Raw genomic sequence first — 20,258 nt, 5'->3', positions numbered from 1 at the left:
TCCTCAGCCAATCATCGTCACGCCGCCCTTGATCTGGGTCATACCGCTACCCTGAACAGTGACCATCGCACCTTTAAGTTCTGCCGTGCCCTTCCCTTCAATTTTGATCGTGGTGCCGCTCAGCGTAATGCCGGAAGGAGAAAGAGTAATTTTGCTGCTACCGACTTTTAATTCGATAGACTGGGTAGATTCAATAACGCAGGCTTTGTCCGCTTTGACCGTGCTACCGCCACCGCTGATGTTTAGCTGATGGTTACCGCTGGTCAGGCTTTCCTGCAAATTGCCTTTAATATCCAGGGCATAATCGCCCTGTTTGAGCGTCAGGCTTTCATTACCTTTGGTTAACTCGGTCGTGCGGTTCTCACCAATGGTTTCAGTGACGTTTTTGGTAATACGGGTGGTGACGTCGTTTTTCACCGTCAGCAGCAGATCTTTTTGCGAGGTGATGACCAGACGCTCTTCGCCTTTTTTATCGTCGAAGCGCAACTCATGGCCTTCTTCAACATTGCCGTTGAGGGAACTGCGTGAAACGAATCCGGCGTGATTTTTCTCCTCAGGCAGGCTCAGCGGCGGTTTGTTTTGCCCGTTGTATACTGAGCCGGTCACCAGAGGATAATCAGGGTTGCCATGCACAAAGCTGACCGTAACTTCGCTGTTGACGCGAGGCAGGAACATGGCGCCGAAACGGCCACCCGCCCACGGCTGCGAAACCCGCACCCAGCAGGAACTGCCGTCGTCATGTTTGTTTTCGCGATCCCACGGGAACTGAATTTTGATGCGGCCATATTCGTCCGTGTGGACTTCTTCTGATTTTGGCCCGACAACGATGGCAGTCAGAATACCGGCGATTTCAGGTTGTCTGGTGAGGCACGGCGGACGCCAGGAAAGGCTGTCTTTCAACACAGTGAGCGCGTAGCCAAAATCAGGCTGCCCGTCATCAATGTTGCTTGATGCATGCATATGAACCGACTTGATTCGGTAGTTTCCCCGACAGGAAGGATGCCCGCTCAGAAGGAATTTATCGCCACAGCCTAGCCACCACACGCTGGCTTCGGCGTAAAACTGCTGGTTATCGGCCTCAAGCTGTTCCATCTTCAGCCGGGCTTCTGATTGCAGTAATTCGCGTTTTTCATGGCCGTGCGCGTCCACGTAGCTGACACCCGGCACGGAATATTCCGCTTCCACGGCTTTCGATTCGCCCTCCACACTGGCTGCCTGCACAATGTTAAAACCTTTGAGCATCACGGAAGAGGCCGCCAGTGAAGAACTGGCCACCCAGTTCAGGATACCGACGCCATCGCCTCGCCCCTGCAGCGGCATAAAGGGTAATTCCGCCGTTTTGCCAGACTGATGGCTGGACGGATGATCGGCCAGTACCAGCGTGTGTTGCCCGGCATCATGCTGGAAGAAGTAATAGATCCCTTCCTGCTCAAGAAGGCGGCTAATGAAGTCAAAATCGGATTCGCGATACTGAATGCAGTATTCACGCGGCTGATAAGTCGCACGCAGGCGCAAATCAATGTGGCTGATATTCTGCTGGCGCAGCAGCTTGCACACTAAATCCGGTACGGTAATATTCTGGAAAACCGCCAGGTTACGTCCGAGACGCAACAATGCCATGCGCGGTTCCAGCGTACCGGTGAAGGTACTGATGCCATCGACATTATTGTCTTCTTTAATCTGTGTCAGCACACCATGCACGTAGCGCTTTTGGTTGCCACGGCCAATCTCACAGGCCATTTCATGCCCCAGAAAACGCCCCATCTGCGGAGTTATTAACGACGTGCGAAACTGGACCTGATAGCTGAAGGTGTCAGAGAATTGTTCATCGCCCTCGATATACATCAGCGTCAGTGAATCAGCGGCATCGCCAACGAAACGGATAAACCGGTTGTCTTGTCCTGCTACTTTCGACATTTTTTATTTTCCTTCCCGGCAGACGGGTAAACGAATTTTATGCTGGCCTGCTCCCTCGGAGGCCCCGAGACAAATATCCAGCCCGAGTTGCCCGCACCCCAACGAGGTAACGACGTTCGTGGTATTTTCGATCAGCAGATCAATATCAAAATCCAGACCCGGACCAACGTATTCACGCAGATGCGACCACAGATTTTGGTAGTGCTTGCCCTTTGGCAAAAAAAGACCGGCGTTTTTCATCGGCACCGGTCCCAGTGTCACCGTAAAATGTGATTGCCGATCCCAGTACACGCTGCCCAGCATGGGAGCAGCGGCCAGCGTATGTGACGGTTCTCCCAGCCGGCAACACTGGGCCGGGTCCATGACCTGCCATCCGCCGGTAAAAGGCGTGACTTTCGCCGCCACGGAAAAGCGGTGTTTTAACCAGGTTTCAACGTTGAGCATTGAGCGCACTGAATGCGCAAATAAATCAGCAAACTGCTCCTGCTGCAGAGATGGCGCACTGTTTGCCACGCCGGATAACGCACGGATGGCCTGACTCAGCGGCCGTGTTGCACTGAATTCTGCCATGGCGTAATAGTGATATTTCTGCCAGGCGAGATAGCGCAGGCTATGTAGCCGGTGGTTAAAAATGTCCAAAAAAGCTTTGGCAGTTTTGTCCCCATGGCGATAATAGCGGTCGATCATCCACTCGGTGTATACCGTGGGTAACGCGCCCAGCGCCCCCGTCAGTCCCTGGGCGGCCACTTCAACTTGCCAGCGCTGCTGATCCAGCGGAGTTACCGACGTAATGTCACCTTTCGGCGCATCCAGCGAGAGCGGTGAAATGAAATCAAGTTGCGCTTCGAGCACCTGTATGCTGTCTTTTCCCTGTGCTCTGGTCAGACTGCGTAACATCAGCCGCACCTGTTGGAAAAAGTTATGCGGACTGAGGATTTTGCTTAGATCCATGACAGCCTTCCTGCCCGCACAGGCCATGTCCGTGGAGTTTCACCCGGTGAGTCAATGCAGGTGATTACACGGGTGAAACTGTTGACCGGTGCGTACAACGCCAGGAAACAATCAATAAAGCGACACAGCAGGAAGTACTCAACTTCTTCGGCCGCTTCGCTGGCAAAGGTTATGCGGATCTCCATCCCCCGCGCCATGGAACGGGGATCCAAAGGCGCCAGCCGGGTAACAACCGGGCCAGACTCGACATGCAGGATCAGGTTGATCAAGCGGGTAATGCCCGGATTATCGACAAAGTTGTAAAGCGCCAGTGATTCCCTGAGTACACGGGCGCCTTCCGGCCCACTGATCAACATATGGTTGAGCGAAAGCTGAGAAATCAAACGCCAGCGCGTAGCCTGCTTAGCCGGTGGCCTGACCGGCAGCGTCGGGCGTGTCAGCGCAATAATTTTCATGCCCGCAATCGGCAGCTCTGATTCGAAATCGCCTTCAGGAGCGCCGTTGCGCATGGCTGCGGGAATCTCACGATTGGTGCAGGTCAGGTTCATGCTGACAATGTCGCAACCGGGCGCTAACGGGCTTTCTCCCCGGTCAGAAAAAGCGATAAATAACGATGTGGCGACACCGTCATTTTGCATGGTTTCGCGGCGCATACATTGCCAGAACAAACCGGTTTCACCGTCACTGGCGGAATGGTCCAAACCAAACAATGGATAAACAGGCCGGGACTGTGTTTCATTGCCCAGTTTGCGCATCGCCGAAACGCCGTCTACAGACCAGACTTCCATCGCATCCTGGTGACGAATGTCAGGGATAACCGGATATTCCGCCGTTTCGTGATCAGGTGAAATCGGTTCGGCCCGATGGGCGAAAAGATTAACAGCAGGCGTGCAGTTGAGCAGAAACAGGTTTTCGTTCACCGCACCAGCTATTTTCTCCAGCTGGCGCGCTATCATGCAGCGGTTGAATTTCACCACCAGTGAAAGCTCGCTTTGACTACCCGCCACCATGCCAGCGGGCAACGGCATATCAACAAAATGAAACTTTTGCGGGAAGTAAAAATAGTCCTGCAACAGGCTGTGAGTGGGCGAAACCCGTGAATCACCCGCAAGCAAGCCTTCATTTTCACCGAAGCCTACTGCGCGTATAGTTTGCGGTGACAGCGTATGACTCTGCCCTTGCTGGAAAACTGTCAGTGACTCAACTTCGCTGCACAGCAAGGTATAAAGGATGTTGACGATGCGACTGGCGCCGCTGAGATGCAACCTCAGGGAATCCGCCGCCAGTGTGGCACCGGGCCAGACCGATAATTGTATTTTCAGACTCCAGCTCATGTCATCGGCATCCAGATGCAGGCTGACGTTATGCAGACTGACAGGTTGAAGCGTAACCGGATAAGTGGTGCGAAAACGGCAGACCTGTCCGTTCACCGGACGGGAATATAATGCTGTTCCGGCGTCAATGCGGTTACTGGCTGTCAGCGCACTGACTTTGATATCTGGCTGCATTTGTACGACGCAAACCGAAGGAAAAGGACGCAAAAATTGTGGAGCCAACACCGTCAGTAATGCATCAGTCACTTCCGGCATATCCTCATCGAGACGTTGCTGAATCTGCGCCGTGACCAGCGCAAAGGATTCAATAATTCGCTCAATATGCGGATCTTCTGACGTACCTTCTGACATTCCTAAGCGTCTGGCGACTTTTGGAAAATGGCGGGCAAACGCCTTTCCCTGCGTTTTGAGGTAAGCGAGTTCATTCTGATAATAAGAAATTAATTTTTTCGCCAACATTATAAATACTCGTTAATCACGCAGAGAAAATTGACTGATGACATCGTCCCACATTAGACGGTAGCGAACTTCACCATTGAATGTTTCAGCATTAATAATGAATGAACAAAGACTTCCCAGTTCTTCACCGGGGGTCACGCAGACGTTTTTCAATCTTGGTTCAAAGCGTTGTAATGCCATTTCAATACGTGATTGCATAATGGCATTGCGCTCAAGACGAGGCGTATCACTGGAAAAAACGTCACTGACTCCATAATTAAGTATCGACTCATTAATCAGTGGAATATTATCAATGCGGTAACTTCGGGGGCGCGAAGACAAAAGCAGCAATATTTCATCAATGAGTGTGCTGCTTTTGTCTTCTTCCTCAATAAGGTCATTTTGATCTTTTGGGTTATTGTCAGATAATTGCTGTAATAAGCTCTTCATCAATAAGCCTTAATACAGTGCACGCTTACAGCGTGCACTGTTGTTTTAAAAATTACAGCTTAGTGTTCTCAACCAGATTCCAGCCCACAGGACCTTGTTTGCTGGTTTTACCGTCTGGCTCAACCATATTAGTTTCGAATGTCATCTGACCAAATACAAAGCTCAGATTTTCACTCGGAACATCCCCTTCTGAATAAGCGTTGAAATTGTAGCTGTTCAGTACACAGTTTTTATAGGTCAGCTTGAGTGCTTCAACCAGTTTCTCACCCTGGAACAATGCTTTAACAATAACAATTTGCTTAACATTGCTGCCTTGCGCAACCATATTGGATAACTGAGTAGAGGTAGTATCCATTACTTTTGAAAATGAAATTGCATCAAAGTTGACGCCATCGCTGTTTACCTGACCGCTAGCATTATCAATTTTAGCTGAGCAGTAAACACCGAAATTCATATTCTCAACGGCAATCCAACCTTCATAACCTTTATTACTTACAGTGCCTTTAATACCATCAATTTGCATGAAAAGCGATTCAGTGGCCATTTTATATCCTTATTTTTACGATTAAGTATTTATGCACCCGTCGATGCAGGAAGTTCCGCTACCAGACGCAGCGACATGCTGAGTCCTTCAAGCTGGAAATGCGGTTTTAAATACGCAACGGCGCGATAACTGCCCGGAGAACCTGGTACATCAACAACTTCGACCACAGCCTCACGTAACGGATGGCTTGCTTTAATCGTTGGTCCTACATTATCTGAACCCACAACATATTGGTTGATCCAGTTCTGCAGGAAATTCTGGCATTCAGATTTGGACATGAAGCTGCCCACTTTATCGCGCACGATGGATTTTAGATAATGAGCAAAGCGCGACGTTGTCATAATATATTGCAACTGACTTGACAATTTGGCGTTAGCATTCGCCAGCTCAGAATCGTATTTACGCGGTTTATTGGTCGACTGCACAGCGAAGAACGCCGCGTAATCTGTACCTTTGCAATAAATGAGCGGAATAAAACCAAGCTCAGCTAACTCTTTTTCGCGACGGTCAGAAATTGCCACTTCTGTCGGGCATTGCATGACCTTTTCGCCGGTCTGCGAAATGTAATTGTAGGTCGGCAGAGACTTCACCAAACCGCCGCCTTCAACACCACGGATCGCCGCACACCAGCCGTGCTCCTCAAACGCCTCGACCATACGGCCCGCTAAATCATAAGCCGCGTTGACCCATAAATAGCTGGCTCCTTCATTATTTTCATCAATTTTTTCTTCGAAATTAAACGCGTCTACGGATACAGTTTTTGCACCGTAAGGCAGACGGCCGATAACACGTGGCAGCGTTAAGCCGACATAACGTGAGTCGTCACTCTGACGGAAGGATTTCCAGCGGGCGTAGTCAGAGGTTTCAAACAGTTTGCCCAGATCACGCGGACGCGGCATTTCGGAGAACGATCCCATCGCAAACATGCCAGGGTTCGCAGCACTCAGGAATGGCGCGTGGGCGGCGGCGGCAACATGTGAAATCTGTTCCAGCAGTTGCACATCTTCCGGCATACAGTCGAATTCAAAATCACCCACAAAAGCAGAGTAAGGGTCACCGCCAAAGGTACCGTATTCGCTTTCATAAATGCTTTTGAATAATGAAGACTGATCAAAGTCAGAGGCGGATTTAAAATCACGCAGCAGCTCTTTCTTCGTGCAGTTAAAGACACGCACTTTGGTGTTTTCCGTGACGCTGCTTTGCACCAGTTTGTGCAAACCACGCCAGGAAGATTCCATACGCTGGAATTCAGGTGCCTGAATAATTTTGCTGACCTGAGAAGACAGCAGTTCATCGATGGCGGCAATGCGTGCTTCGATGCTACCCACCAGATCATTGGAAACAATGACCGCACCTGATGCCACTTCCGACAGGAAGTTATCCAACTGGCTTTTTACTTTATTACGATCGGATTCCCGGCGGATGGCCTGGGTATTATCGATAATCTGATCGAGATAATCACCGGACTGCTCAGCTTGAGCTGAAGCATTCATGACCTGGATATCGCTCATTCTACTTCCCCTTTGGCAGGTTCTGCGTCTTTCGCCATACCCTCTAATAATTCAACCAGTTGCTCTTTCAGACGGTCATTGCTCGCAGTTCTGTTGCGCAAATCACTCAGTTGCTCGCGTAATTCAAGAAGTTTGCGCAACGGTTCCACCTGCATCGCCACGTTTTCAGGAGAGAAGTCATCCATAGAGTTGAATTCCAGTGCAATAGCCATCTGGCCTTCTTTTTCTGGCAACGTACTTTCCACCAGCATGTCCACAGCAGGCTTCATTCCTTCCATGACATTATTAAAGTTGTCTTTATCAATGTGCGTAAAACGACGGTCGCGCAGTGGCAAATCATCTTTAGCAAAATTCCCGATAACCCCCATCACCAGAGGTAATTCTTTTTTGGATTCAGCACCGCCAACTTCAACGTCGTACGTAATTTGAACGCGAGGGGGACGCGCTTTGCTCAATTTATATTGTGTATTACTCACGGATAAATCACCATAATGTTTAAAAGAGAGAATTAATATGGCCGTGATAATAAACAGTAATTATAGATTTTCACATATCCGATTGCTTACTAATACATTTACCTTTGCTAAAGTATTTTATTTTTTTCATAAAAAATAACAATATACAGGGTTATTTTAATTATTTGTAAATGAAAAAATAGAATCTATCGAGATTAGATTTTAATATTTATAATAAGGAATGCTTGAATTTTTTATAAAAACAAGAAATACCACAAATATTAAATGATAATTATTTTTACATTTCATTTTTGACATTCCCCATTCAACTCTTTTTTAAAGAAATAGTATGTGATAGGACCTGCAATGATAATTGTTTTCACGCCATACAAGGGTACGCATAACTTCACAACCTGTACCTGTACCTTCATCATCACATTCAGAATGCGGCGTCACTGGAGATCTTCGGCCTGGTGACGTTCTATACTGTCCTGAAACAGTAAGATTTTCTGAATAAATCATACTCACTCTACATCGTTATGATGATTGATGTTTTTGATGTTTCTCATCGTAATTTTCATCACTTTGCGGGCATTTTGAACAAATATAGCCCGTGCTAACATTCTTAACCAACACTATAACACACTGAAAATAAAGGTTTTTCTATTTTGTTTTTTGTGGCAGACTGCGCATCTCAATTAATAAATAGCCTTTGGGATTACCGAAGGCCTGACTGGTCCGTTTTATGCAACTTTATACCATCCTCATTCTGGCGTTCGGTATGTCCATGGATGCCTTCGCAGCCGCTATTGGCAAAGGTGCCTCTCTGCACCGGCCACCGCTAAAAGAGGCGTTACGCACAGGGCTTATTTTTGGCGTAATTGAAGCGATTACACCGGTGATCGGATGGGGAATTGGTCTGGCGGCCAGCCAGTTTATTATGAGCTGGGATCACTGGGTGGCATTCACCCTGCTGCTGATCCTTGGTATCCGCATGATTGCGGAAGCCTTCAGGAAAGATAAATTGGAAGAAGATACGCAGGCACCACGTCGTCACGGTTTCTGGGTACTGGTCACTGCAGCTGTCGCGACCAGTCTGGATGCAATGGCTGTGGGCGTCGGTCTGGCCTTTCTTCAGGTGAATATTCTGGTGATGGCGCTGACTATTGGTGCCGCCACCACCATCATGGCGACATCCGGTATGTTGCTTGGCCGGTTTCTCGGTGCCGCGATGGGCAAATGGGCTGAAATTCTGGGTGGCGTGGTGCTGATTGGTATCGGTACGTCAATTCTCATCGAGCATCTTGGTCTGCTCGGTTGAGTCTTCATCCAGCGAAGCTATTTTTTATAGTGCCGACTAGCAGGCTACTTTTCGATTCCTCAGATAATTTATGTTTGAGATTATCTTCGCGCACAAAATCGATAAACGCCTGTAATGGCGCGGGGATCAGACGCCGGTCATTGTAGTACAGATATGGCCCGGAAAACGACAGCCACCATGGTTGCAAGATAGCCTCCAGTTTGCCGCTGGCAATGGCAGGCCGCAGCCATTCTTCGAACAGATAGATAATACCCGCACCCGCCACCGCCGTTTCTACCGCCAGATCCACCGCGCCCCCTACACTCACCACCAGCGGGCCGCTGACCTGAACGCTGAGGCTTTCGCCCTCATGTTCGAACTCCCAGTCCGGCATAATCCCGCTGGCATAGCGACCACGCAGGCATCGGTGTTGTATCAGATCCCGCGGATGCGATGGCCGTCCATGCACATTGAGATAATCAGGGGAGGCCGCCGCCGCATAACGCTGACGGCGCGGTCCGATGGGGATCGCCACCATGTCCTGCTCGAGACGTTCGTCGTAACGAATACCGGCATCGCAGCCATCACGAAACACATCCTGCACGTTACTTTCAGCAATGATTTCCAGCTGGATATCGGGGTAACGCCGGAGAAATTCGGGCACAAGTGCAGGCAAAACCAGCCGGGTTGCGCTGACCGGCACATTCAGCCGCAGTGTACCGCCGGGCGTATTGCGATAACGGTTGAGAGCATCGAGTGCCGCATCCACTTCATTCATGGCCGGGAGCAACCGCTCGAGCAGCGCCCTGCCCGCTTCGGTCAACACCACCGCCCGCGTTGTGCGGTGAAATAAGCGAATGCCCAGTTGTTGTTCGGCCCGGCGCACAGCATCGCTCAGCCGGGATGCATTACTGCCTGTGACGCGTGCCGCTTCACGAAATCCTCCGGCTTTGGCCACTTCTACCACTGCGTGCAACAGCGCGATATCCATCGGCATTGTGCGTCACCCTGTACAGTTACTTCTGATTTAACCGGATAGTTGCACACTCACAACATCGCGACAATCATTTGATTGATCCCGGGTGACACACAGAGAATCGCGGTATTAATTAAACCGAAAGCCCCTCACGAAATACTAACGATCTTTAACACAATCTTTCCTTTACGCTGACGTTATGCGTGGAACTAACTTTTTAGGATTAAGTCTACCTTAGCAGTAAATTTCATTATGTCTTTATGACGGCCCTTTAATAGAACACCCACATGATGATAATGAAGTTTATATATAATGATAAGAGTCAGGCATAAAGTTACATTCTTGATGACAGTGTATTTAATGAGGAAAGAAATGAAAATATTAATAATCAGACGGGAAAACATTGGTGATCTTATCCTTACAACCCCGCTGATTTCTATGCTGGCGAAAAATCATCACGTCGATGTGCTGGTTAATTCTTACAACAAACAGGTTCTTGAAGGTAATCCCGGCGTCAGTAAAGTTCATCATTATACTAAACTGCATCATGAAGGATCTTACACTCAAAAGATAAAAGCCATTTTACGCCGTGTGGTCACCACTTTGGCTATTCGGAAAGAAGGTTACGATGTGGCTATTGTGGCAGGGAACTGGAATAAAAGACCTTTGCGATGGGCAACATTATCGCGGGCCAAACGAATCATCGCGATAGGAAGTGATTCGCCAGACTCTGTCACCGATAAAATACCTTATATGCGCGATGGCATGCATATGGTTGAACAGATGGCTGAACTCGCCAGGCCTTTAAATTGTCACGCCAAACCGGGGAAACTGGCTTTATGGGTGACAAAATCTGAAAAAGAACGGGCAGCTCACAAAATAAAAAATACTTACAATATGCCCTTATATGGTTTGCAGATCAGCGCCCGAAAAGAAAAACAACGCTGGCCCGTTGAGAATTATATCGAAATCGCGCACAGGCTGGCGCGTGACGAACCTTGCAAAATTATTCTTTTCTGGTCGCCGGGTTCGGAAGATAACTTGTATCATCCCGGGGATGACCAGAAAGCGCAGTACATCATCAACGCCTGCAAAGATATTATTATGGTTCCTTTCGATACCGTAAATATTCGTGAACTTATGGCCGGAATGTCTCTGTGCCACCAGATAATCACCAGCGATGGCGGTGCATTGCACATTGCAGCGGGTGTGGGAAAACCAGTGGTGGCGCTTTTTGGTAACAGCGATCCGCAGGTCTGGGGGCCATGGAAAGTGCCGTGCAGAATCATTGCTGCTGCAGACGAAGAGGTTTCTCATATTTCAACCGATGAAGTTTATAACAATTTCGTTGCACTGAGAGATGAAGTGCTTACTGAAAATACAAAAAAATGAGTAACAGCCTAAAACTCTATTTGTAATTTAATTGAAAAATAGTCCCTATCATCGCGTTGCGGGTAACCTGAACAGAAATGAAAGCCATCAAGATAAAAGTAATAAAGACGATATTGCATATTTATTGTTTTTTAACGAGAAGAAAAAAATATTCGCTGAAAGAGCGTGAAACATCACCGGGTAATATTGTCATTTACTCCACTACCGCGCTGGGGGACTACCTCATGAACACACCAGCAATCATGCATTTAAAGAATAGATTTCCAGCCAGCAAAATAATACTGGTTACCAGTAAGAAAAATCACAGCCTGGTTGTGCAATATGATTGGTTTGACCATATTTATATATGGGATAATAAGGTTGTCAGAATATTACCTTTGTTATGTAAACTCAGAAAACACAAACCTGATATTTCCGTTATTTTACACGCACACTTTCCTTATGACATATTTTGTGCTGTTTTATCCGGCAGTAAAATGATTTTACGCGACCACTATGGCAGTGAGTCTCCCGAACTTAATCGTTATTTAGATCACTATTCCGGTTACTATGACGGACATACTATCCGGCGCAAATTGAAGTTACTCGAAACACTGGGAGAAAATACTGGCGACACGACAATGCATCTTCCCGTGATCAATACTCTTTTACCGCGTCAGTATTTACGCCAGCGCATTGGATTTCAGTTAGGGGCATCCAATGAGACCCGTCGCTGGCCGGTATGTTTTTTCAGTACACTCGCCTGTATGTTATTAGACAACGATCGGGATCTGGAAATCATTATCACAGGCACAACATCCGAAAAGAATCTGGCAAATGATTTCTTAAAACAATTACCCGCTCACTATCAGAACAATATATGCGTAATGTCTGGTCATACGCAGTTGACAGAATTAGTCACACTGTTGAAAAGCCTGGATGTTCTTGTTACGGGTGACACCGGGCCGTTACATATCGCAGTGGCCGCTGGCGTAAATACAGTCAGTCTTTTTGCCACAGCCAACCCAGCCTATACCGGTCCGTGTCAGGATCCGGACAAGCATATTATTTTGCACCGTCCTGATGGTGAAAAAACAGAACATCCCATGATGGCGATTCTGCCTGTTGAGGTTTACCACGCGGTCAGGGAATTGCTGGGGAGGACATATGACAGTGAATGATGTGCTGGAAGGGAAAATCATTGATTTTCTTGAACAACATAACCACCCCACCGTGTTTGGTTTTTACAATAAGATCTGCGGGAGTGATTTTTCATTGTTAAAGCTTTCGCTGAGTGAAATACAGACGGATATCCTGATGAACGATTTTTTCATCCAGTTCAAGGTAAAACCCAAAAACTATCGCACATCCAACCATTTCCCCGAAAAAACGGGTGTTCTCGGTTCATTGATTTTTACCCTAAACCGGATGCAGGGAAAAGTGACACCCATAACCGTCAGAGCGCTGCATGATGCGGCTCTTATGGGCGTCTGGCCTGATTATCTTCAGCGCAAAAATCAATAAACAGTGTCCTGTACAGAATTCAGCGCGATAACCTTCGCCATTGTGCGCCAGTCCGTACAGTTTGTCCTGATTTCACCGGATAGTTGCACAACCTGCCCGCGGCTACAATCAGTGAACAATCACACAGGAGAATCCCATGTCACAACCCTCAATGACTTACCCCCTCGGCGACAGAGAAGTGGCGCGCTTAGGTTATGGCGCGATGCAATTGGCTGGCCCCGGCGTTTTTGGCCCGATCAGCGATGAAGCACGGGGCATTCAGGTGCTGCGTGATGCCCTGGCATCTGGTGTTAATCACATCGACACCAGCGATTTTTATGGTCCGCATGAAACCAATAAGCTGATCAAAAAAGCCCTGCATCCGTATCCCGATAATCTGTGCATCGTGACAAAAGTCGGCGCACGACGTGATGAAAAAGGCGGCTGGTTACCGGCTTTCAGCCCGCAGGAACTGACGCAGGCGGTGGAAGATAACCTGCGCAATCTCGGGCTGGAGACGCTGGAAGTGGTAAATTTGCGCAGCATGCTCGATGAACGTCAGCCAAAAGAAGGGTCACTGGCACCGCAGCTGGAAGCGCTGATTACGCTGAAGGAGCGCGGCCTGATCCGTCATATAGGTCTGAGCAATGTGACTGCAAAACAGGTCGCCGATGCACAGAAACTGACGACGATCGCCTGCGTTCAGAACATGTATAACCTGGCGAACCGTCACGACGACGCGCTGGTGGATAGCCTGGCTGAACAGGAAATCGCGTATGTGCCGTTCTTCCCGCTGGGCGGTTTTTCGCCATTGCAGTCAACGCAGCTTGATGAAGTGGCGGCACAATTGCAGGCGACGCCGATGCAGGTCGCGCTGGCCTGGCTGCTCAAACGCTCGCCGAATATCTTGTTGATCCCCGGCACGTCATCGCCGCAGCATCTACAGGAAAATCTGGCCAGTGCGAAGGTGATTTTGTCCGATGAAGTGATGGAAAAACTGAACGGAATAGCGGGTTAGCGCTCACACATCCCCCGGCACATCATGCGGGGGAATGGTTTCCCCGGTGGCTGAATCTTCGCCCCGTGGTATTAACGGAGCCTGGTCACTCACAGCAATTCATGGGCCTGCGCGCAGATCAGTTGTCTCAGCCATTTCTGCGCATTGCTGTCATCAGAACGCCGGTGCCACAACAGATAAAACGGGATCTCCGGCAATGCCACCGGCGACAGGGTCATCAAGATATTGGGGTGTTTCTCGCTCACTACCACGCTGCGTTTGAGCACCGTCGCGACATACCCCGTCTGCTGCACCACACCGGCAACGCCAGCCATGGTCGGCAATGTCAGACGAAGTTCACGAACCAGCCCCATCTCCCTGAGTTGTTCATCGACCAGACCATAATGATTTCCTTCCGGCGAGACCAGAATATGGCTCATCCCGAGATAGGTTTCTAACGTCATGCCGTTGCGTGCCGCATCACTGTCGCGGCGGATAAGCGTGACAAATTCATCACTGAACAAGGGCTGCGATAAGATGCGGTTTTCCGGCCGGGTCGGGGGAATACCGATCACCACATCAACCTCACCGGCATCCAGCATCGACACGGATGCATCGCGGTCGGTGAATGTCCTCACATGCAGTGTCACTCCGGGCGCCTGTTCGCTGATCGCCCGCATAATGCCGGGCAGTAACACCATCAGCGGGTATTCGGACGTGCCAAGCGTAAAAGACATTTTTCTGTTTTCCGGCGCAAAATTGTCGTCCGGAGCCAACAGATGACTCAGTTCGTTAAGCGCTTTTGACACATGCAAACCGATCTCTTTTGCCCTGGCGGTAGGCAGCAAACCGGAAGCACTGCGGATAAACAGCGGATCCGCAAAATGCGTTCGCAGGCGCGACAATGCCGCGCTCATCGCGGGCTGACTGACCACCGCTTTGCTGGCGGCACGGGTCACATTCCGCTCTTCCATCAGCGCATCAAACGCGACCAGCAGATTCAAATCGAGACCCTTAAAATCCATAAAACGTATATTCCTCTATATGCTTTTCTTATTTCAATTATTACTGATATGAATGTGATACTCGCTGCGTGCACCACATTAACCCTATAAAAATGCAATCAGCCAGAGGAATTTCACGATGTCAGACAACAATAGCGAGATGGCAAATCGTCTTATCGCGGAACGTAATGCCGTTGAAAAAATCTATCAGGCTTTTAGCCTGCATGATCCGGACTTAATGGATGAGGCAGTCACGCAGGACTGGAAAGATATTCCCCTCGCGCCCGGTCAGGCATCCGGCCCCGAAGGGTTGAAACCGATCATCCGGGGGTTCATTGAGGCTTTTCCGGATGTGAAGATCACCATCCACGACCTTCTTCAGACCCCGGGGAAGATTGCCGTGCGCGCAGAAATTACCGGTACCCATCACGGCAGCTTTATGGGCATCGAACCGACCGGCAAATTTGTCAGCATCCGGCTGCATGAATTTCATGAGCTGAATGGCGAACGCGTCACCACCACCTGGCATCTGGAAGACTGGTTTGGCGCGTTCATGCAACTCGGTCAGTTCCCGCCGCAGGGTTAACAGCCGGACAACAATTAAAGGCAAGAGCTGACCCGTCTGATAGATTTCATTTCGGATTGTCTGGCGGTGAGGCGGGTGCGGCGAACCAGTTATCCTGAGTTACCATGACCGCCGTTTCCGGCTGATTCACAAAATTCGGCGACATGATCTGCACATTAAATTCGTTGAATACGTCCTGAATGTGACTGTGCAATTCGCTTCTCACTGTGGCAAGAGATTCACCCGGCTGGAGATGCACCTGCAGTTCATAAGCGATGTACCAGTCCATCAGGCTGAGCTGGCGCACCAGCGGCTTCTGCTGAAGATCAATACCTCGCGTGCGACTGGCGGCCAGTTCCAGCATGGCATGAACCTGCCGCCACGGCGTGTCATAACCGATGGTGACGCTGGTCGTCAGATTAACGCCACCTCCCGGGTTTTGTGCGCTGAGATTGGTGATTTTGCCGCTAACCACCACAGCATTCGGCACCGTGACAACGTAACTTTCGCGGGTGATAATTTTAGTCGCCAGCATGCCGATTTCACTCACCAGCCCTTCGTTATCGCCGATGCGGATCACATCGCCTTTACGCAGTGCCCGGGAATAAATCAGCACCAGTCCGCTCATCGCATGGTTCATCACGCCTGCAGAACCCAGCGTCAGCATCAGACCAAAGAATACGCTGACACCTTTGAAGGCCAGTGAATTTGCCCCTGGCAAAAACGGATACGCCGCCGACAGCGCAAACAGCCAGACCATCACGGAAATCAGTTTTCGCGTCGCGCCCACCGTTTCAGGATGCAGACCGGGTATCTTAAGTTTTCGGGTTTCAACCCGTTTTAACATTACTTTCAGCAGCTTGAGAATAAACGCCGTAATGAGGAAAATGATTGCCACGATCATCAGTCCGGGAAACGCCGACACAATCGCTAATGCGATTTTCTGCACCACATTTACTGACCAGTCGCCCAGCGATTCGCCCCAGATACGTGTCCACGGATATAAACGGAACAGCCAGCTCAGCCACAGATAGAATGCAACGATACTGAGTAGAATCATCAACATAGCGTATAAACGCACTTCAACCGCACCCAGTAAGCTGCGCCACCGGTACGGGATCCACCCCTTCTTCAGCAAAATCTTTGCCGTGAAATACGCTTTCACTTTGGCCCAGGATTTAAACGCGGAGTAATACAACAGGATCAACACCGCGGTGCCCGCCACCACTTTTAGTGTTGCGATCGCCAGATAGGAGGAAGAATACTGCTCTGTCAGAGAGGTACGCTGTGCATTGAAACGCGCCAGCACCCGCTGCGCGGCCTGATCGAGCGTCAGATCATCGCCTTCATCCAGATCACTTTCTGCCAGCAGCATCAGCGGCTTACCGTTGATCACAAATATCCGTCCCTGCTGACCATAACGTTGCACAGGCAGGATCTGAACCGGATGGCGTATATCTTCCCTGCTCAGCGAACGCAGCGTATTACGGATGCGCAGCACACGCTCTTCCGGCGTGGACAAGCCGAACGTGGCCTGCAACATCACCACCGGCTGGTGAAAAATATAAACAGTGCGGGCTTTTTCCTGATCAGACGGCATCTGCCGGGGTTCAGCTGCCTGCAGAGGAAAGGATGCAAAAAACGCCAGCCAGGCCAACAACGCCATCACCTTCAACCTGCTGTCACCCATTTACAGACTCCCCTGCGTTATTGATGTCATTTCTGCCACCGGGTTTGATCGGTATACTTCGCTTTTTCGTAAGGCATCAGCGTCGGAATCCCCGGCCTGAACACAGAACGATCAGTGGCTGTTGTGCCCTGATGAATGAATCCATAAAAATAATATCATTCAGAGACAATCACGTTGGAATAAAGAAACTGACTTAAAAAAGCACAGTAAAAGCCCCTAAAATAAGCATTTTCATTGAGGGGAAACTTGAATAAATGCTAGTTACTAAGTGAAATTTTTGCTAGCAACCGGACATGTTTTTGTGAACCTTTAGCGGGAGACCGCTTGCGTCTGTCACCCGATGGATTTTGATGCCAAAACCACCGCGAGAGCGACCCAACCCATTATCTCCGGTTATATTGGGATGTTTTTTTGAGCGCCGGCAGCACATTTCAGCGCCCGGATATTACTGCCATCCATCGCTGTGGCAGACCAGTCAGCAAGGCCATAAAGCAACCTGTTGAAAATAAGGTTAATCACTGCCGATTTTGACCATTGGTTAAAGCGGATAAACGTTTTTCCACGGCCCCTATCGTTTAGATAAATCGCGCCATAGGGCACCTGAACACAACACCCAGAACATGCCGTTGAAGATCATGCGGTGCTGTGCCCATGGCCGTCCGACCCGTGACGTAGCAGGCTCAAGAGGCAACAAGGAGTGGATGATGGTCCATGCTTCGCCGGGAAGGTCGTAGCGAGGCATAGTTTACTATGTCTTGAAAACAGATAGTTACTATAGCCCGGATGATTAAGGGACACAGCCTGGCTGCAGGTCACCTGCAGCAGGCCTTAATTCATTTACGGTGAAGGTTTTTCGGGCCCATTGTCGCACAGTTATCTAACGTTACTCTTCGCCTTCATAAGCCTGACGATAGAGTTCAATGACCTGCTCTTTAGTCGCTTTGCGCGGGTTCGTTAACTGGCAGACATCTTTTTTCGCATTCTCGGCCATGATGGCAAAATCTTCAGGTTTGACGCCCAGGCTTTTCAGATCGCGAGGAATGCCAACCTGCCTGCTCAGGCGGCGGATGGCGTTAATGGCTTTAACCGCAGCCTCATCGGTAGAGAGCCCGGCCACGTTTTCCCCCATGGCCTCTGCAATATCGCGGAAGCGATTAAGGTTGCCAATCAAGTTAAAGTACTCAACATAAGGCAGCAGAATGGCATTACATACCCCATGGGGAAGGTTATAGAACCCGCCCAACTGATGCGCCATCGCATGGACATAGCCCAGAGAAGCGTTGTTAAAGGCAATCCCGGCGAGGTACTGCGCGTAGGCCATATTATCCCTTGCCTTCATATATTCGCCGTTTGCCACAGCTTTGGGAAGGTACTGGGTGATCATCCTGATCGCTTGCAGCGCGGCGGCATCAGTCAGCGGATTCGCCATGGTAGACACATACGCTTCGATGGCGTGAGTTAACGCATCCATGCCGGTCGCGGCGGTCAGTGAAGGTGGCATCCCGACCATGAGTACCGGGTCGTTAATCGAGATTTGAGGCGTCACGCGCCAGTCAACAATCGCCATTTTAACTTTACGTGCTGTATCAGTGATGATGCAGAAACGGGTAATTTCTGAAGCGGTACCTGCGGTGGTGTTGATGGCCATTAATGGGATCATATCGTTGCGGGATTTATCAATACCCTCAAAGTCGTGAATATTTCCTCCATTGGCTGCGACTAATCCAATACCTTTCGCACAGTCATGGGAGGAACCGCCACCGAGTGAAACAATACCATTGCAGCCATGTTCCCGGTAAAAACTAATCCCCGCCTCTACGTTTTTATCTGTGGGGTTAGGTTCCGCGCCACCAAATATACGCGCTTCAATACCGGCTTCTTCATAAATTTTAGCGACTTTGTCCGCCATACCGCTTTTTGCCAGGAAAGCGTCCGTGACAATCATGATTTTTTTTACATCTAACGTTTTTGCCAGTGTACCGGCTTCCTGAACACTGCCTTCGCCAAATACATTTCGTGTTGGCAGAAAATAATATGTCGACATTGAGCTTCCCCTGTTCATAAATGTGATTGTTAATGTGTCCATGACTGCTTTTGAGCGGTAGACAAAATGCATCAAGCGCGGAGCGGGTGATGCGAACAAAAGCGCGGACCGAACATATCCACGACAATGGTAAGGGATTACTGGTAAAGAACAGAGAACAACCTCACAGAAGGAAGGGTCTTTATAACAAAAAGAATTATCTTTTTTCACATTGCATGTCTGGTGGGTCGTTGACCTGGTCGATTCAGGTTACCGCTGGAGATTTCACGCCGGCCAATACACAAATGTTGTTGCAAATCTTGCGACGTCTGCGGCAGAGGGAAGCGGCGAAAATAATCGGGTGAGCCATACACGGCGGCGGTGAAGGGGCCTGTCTCCGATCTTCGTACGAATACATAAACAATTTCCTGACAGTCCAATAATCGTCCGCACCACCTCGCAGGATACAAACACATCGCTGGACAGCCTATTTGTTTCGGCCTATTTTTAATCAATCGATTGATTAACTTTTTTATGAGGCAATATGCCGACCTCTCAACCTCCCATAACTTCTCGTGGCGAACAGGCTAAAAATAGCCTTATTAAAGCTGCCATCGCTCAGTTTGGTGAATATGGCTTGCAGGCGACCACCCGTGATATCGCGGCTCTTGCCGGGCAAAATATTGCGGCTATCACCTATTATTTCGGCTCAAAAGAAGAGCTGTATATTGCTTCTGCTGGGTGGATTGCTGATTTTATCAACGACAACTTTCTTGAGCACATGCAGTGCGCCGAAGAGGTTATGAGTCAGTCGCCATCAGACAAAGCGCAAATCCGCCAGCTAATTCATACGGCATGTGAGCAAATGATAAGGCTGCTCACCTCCGATGAAACTCTGAATCTCAGCAAATTTATCTCTCGCGAACAGCTTTCGCCAACACCCGCTTATCAGCTCATCCACGATCGTGTGATAGCACCGATGCACAGCCACCTGACTTCCCTTGTGGGCCGTTACACTGGACGTGATCCCCTGGATACCGAAACCATTTTGCATACTCACGCTTTGCTCGGACAGATTCTGGCCTTCCGACTGGGGCGGGAAACTATTTTACTACGCGCCGGTTGGACAAACTTTGATAAGGCCAACCGGCAGCAAATCAGTAGCGTTGTGTTAACCCACGTCGATTTCATCCTGCTGGGATTGTCTGTTAATTAAGGAAGATCGTGCC

Annotated in this window: 18 protein-coding genes and 1 pseudogene; 7 read left to right on the top strand and 12 right to left on the bottom strand. The window is 49.3% G+C overall.

All coding sequences use genetic code 11. The annotated features are described in order from the left end of the window. Nucleotides 1-3: 3 nt before the first annotated feature. From EX31_RS00975 to tssB, 7 genes are read right to left on the bottom strand one after another with little or no spacing between them, the layout of a single operon-like run. Nucleotides 4-1,917, bottom strand: a complete 1,914-nt coding sequence (locus EX31_RS00975) for a type VI secretion system Vgr family protein (RefSeq protein WP_037032869.1) — start codon at nt 1,915-1,917, stop codon at nt 4-6. Nucleotides 1,918-1,920: 3 nt separating this feature from the next. Then, entirely contained in the window at nt 1,921-2,868 is a 948-nt protein-coding gene (tssG, locus tag EX31_RS00970; protein ID WP_037032866.1) for a type VI secretion system baseplate subunit TssG, read from the bottom strand. Beyond that, the gene (gene tssF, locus EX31_RS00965) at nt 2,859-4,661 is read right to left on the bottom strand and encodes a type VI secretion system baseplate subunit TssF (RefSeq protein WP_037032864.1); all 1,803 of its coding nucleotides are present in this window, start codon (nt 4,659-4,661) and stop codon (nt 2,859-2,861) included. Before tssF ends, tssG begins: the two co-directional genes overlap by 10 nt. Nucleotides 4,662-4,673: 12 nt before the next feature. Further along, entirely contained in the window at nt 4,674-5,090 is a 417-nt protein-coding gene (locus EX31_RS00960; protein WP_013578176.1) for a GPW/gp25 family protein, read from the bottom strand. A gap of 52 nt (nt 5,091-5,142) precedes the next feature. Next, the gene (locus tag EX31_RS00955; RefSeq protein WP_013578175.1) at nt 5,143-5,634 is read right to left on the bottom strand and encodes an Hcp family type VI secretion system effector; all 492 of its coding nucleotides are present in this window, start codon (nt 5,632-5,634) and stop codon (nt 5,143-5,145) included. 29 nt (nt 5,635-5,663) lie between these two features. Continuing rightward, nucleotides 5,664-7,145 (bottom strand): type VI secretion system contractile sheath large subunit, encoded by a 1,482-nt coding sequence (gene tssC, locus EX31_RS00950; protein WP_013578174.1) that lies wholly within the window; start codon nt 7,143-7,145, stop codon nt 5,664-5,666. Then, a complete protein-coding gene (gene tssB, locus EX31_RS00945) occupies nt 7,142-7,621 on the bottom strand; it encodes a type VI secretion system contractile sheath small subunit (protein WP_013578173.1) in 480 nt (159 codons plus the stop codon). Before tssB ends, tssC begins: the two co-directional genes overlap by 4 nt. Before the next feature lie 724 nt (nt 7,622-8,345). On the opposite strand from tssB, the gene mntP reads away from it, so the two are divergent. Then, complete coding sequence (mntP, locus tag EX31_RS00940) at nt 8,346-8,921, top strand: manganese efflux pump MntP (protein ID WP_013578172.1); 576 nt, start codon at nt 8,346-8,348, stop codon at nt 8,919-8,921. Between the two features lie 4 nt (nt 8,922-8,925). Here mntP and EX31_RS00935 read toward each other — a convergent pair whose 3' ends face one another. Then, a complete protein-coding gene (locus EX31_RS00935; protein ID WP_013578171.1) occupies nt 8,926-9,897 on the bottom strand; it encodes a LysR family transcriptional regulator in 972 nt (323 codons plus the stop codon). A gap of 351 nt (nt 9,898-10,248) precedes the next feature. Here EX31_RS00935 and EX31_RS00930 point away from each other — a divergent pair, with 351 nt between their 5' ends. From EX31_RS00930 to EX31_RS00915, 4 genes are all read left to right on the top strand, one after another. Continuing rightward, nucleotides 10,249-11,268, top strand: a complete 1,020-nt coding sequence (locus EX31_RS00930; protein WP_037032860.1) for a glycosyltransferase family 9 protein — start codon at nt 10,249-10,251, stop codon at nt 11,266-11,268. Nucleotides 11,269-11,345: 77 nt separating this feature from the next. Next, a complete protein-coding gene (locus EX31_RS00925; RefSeq protein WP_037032857.1) occupies nt 11,346-12,428 on the top strand; it encodes a glycosyltransferase family 9 protein in 1,083 nt (360 codons plus the stop codon). Beyond that, nucleotides 12,415-12,771: a DUF1493 family protein gene (locus EX31_RS00920; RefSeq protein WP_037032855.1), complete on the top strand. Its 357-nt coding sequence runs from the start codon at nt 12,415-12,417 to the stop codon at nt 12,769-12,771. Before EX31_RS00925 ends, EX31_RS00920 begins: the two co-directional genes overlap by 14 nt. Before the next feature lie 136 nt (nt 12,772-12,907). Then, nucleotides 12,908-13,768, top strand: a complete 861-nt coding sequence (locus EX31_RS00915) for an aldo/keto reductase family oxidoreductase (RefSeq protein ID WP_037032854.1) — start codon at nt 12,908-12,910, stop codon at nt 13,766-13,768. 89 nt (nt 13,769-13,857) lie between these two features. Here the strand turns inward: EX31_RS00915 and EX31_RS00910 are convergent, their stop codons facing one another. Then, nucleotides 13,858-14,772: a LysR family transcriptional regulator gene (locus EX31_RS00910; protein ID WP_037032853.1), complete on the bottom strand. Its 915-nt coding sequence runs from the start codon at nt 14,770-14,772 to the stop codon at nt 13,858-13,860. Between the two features lie 118 nt (nt 14,773-14,890). Here EX31_RS00910 and EX31_RS00905 point away from each other — a divergent pair, with 118 nt between their 5' ends. Continuing rightward, nucleotides 14,891-15,337 carry an ester cyclase gene (locus tag EX31_RS00905; protein ID WP_037032852.1) on the top strand — a complete coding sequence of 149 codons (447 nt, stop codon included), beginning with the start codon at nt 14,891-14,893 and terminating at the stop codon, nt 15,335-15,337. Nucleotides 15,338-15,383: 46 nt separating this feature from the next. Here EX31_RS00905 and EX31_RS00900 read toward each other — a convergent pair whose 3' ends face one another. From EX31_RS00900 to EX31_RS00895, 3 genes and pseudogenes are all read right to left on the bottom strand, one after another. Further along, the gene (locus tag EX31_RS00900) at nt 15,384-17,006 is read right to left on the bottom strand and encodes a mechanosensitive ion channel family protein (protein ID WP_037032851.1); all 1,623 of its coding nucleotides are present in this window, start codon (nt 17,004-17,006) and stop codon (nt 15,384-15,386) included. Nucleotides 17,007-17,310: 304 nt separating this feature from the next. Further along, nucleotides 17,311-17,748, bottom strand: a pseudogene (locus tag EX31_RS25045) (IS5 family transposase); the annotation flags it as partial. 141 nt (nt 17,749-17,889) lie between these two features. Further along, entirely contained in the window at nt 17,890-19,050 is a 1,161-nt protein-coding gene (locus tag EX31_RS00895; protein ID WP_037032850.1) for an iron-containing alcohol dehydrogenase, read from the bottom strand. 523 nt (nt 19,051-19,573) lie between these two features. Between EX31_RS00895 and cecR the strand changes: the two genes are divergently transcribed. Then, nucleotides 19,574-20,245, top strand: coding sequence for a transcriptional regulator CecR (cecR, locus tag EX31_RS00885; RefSeq protein ID WP_037032847.1), 672 nt, complete (start codon nt 19,574-19,576; stop codon nt 20,243-20,245). Nucleotides 20,246-20,258 lie beyond the last annotated feature (13 nt).

It is taken from the genome of Rahnella sp. WP5, assembly GCF_000745615.1.
Lineage (GTDB): Bacteria > Pseudomonadota > Gammaproteobacteria > Enterobacterales > Enterobacteriaceae > Rahnella > Rahnella aceris.
Note: the sequence above shows the minus strand (reverse complement) of the source record. Positions and strands in the feature narration are given on the sequence as shown.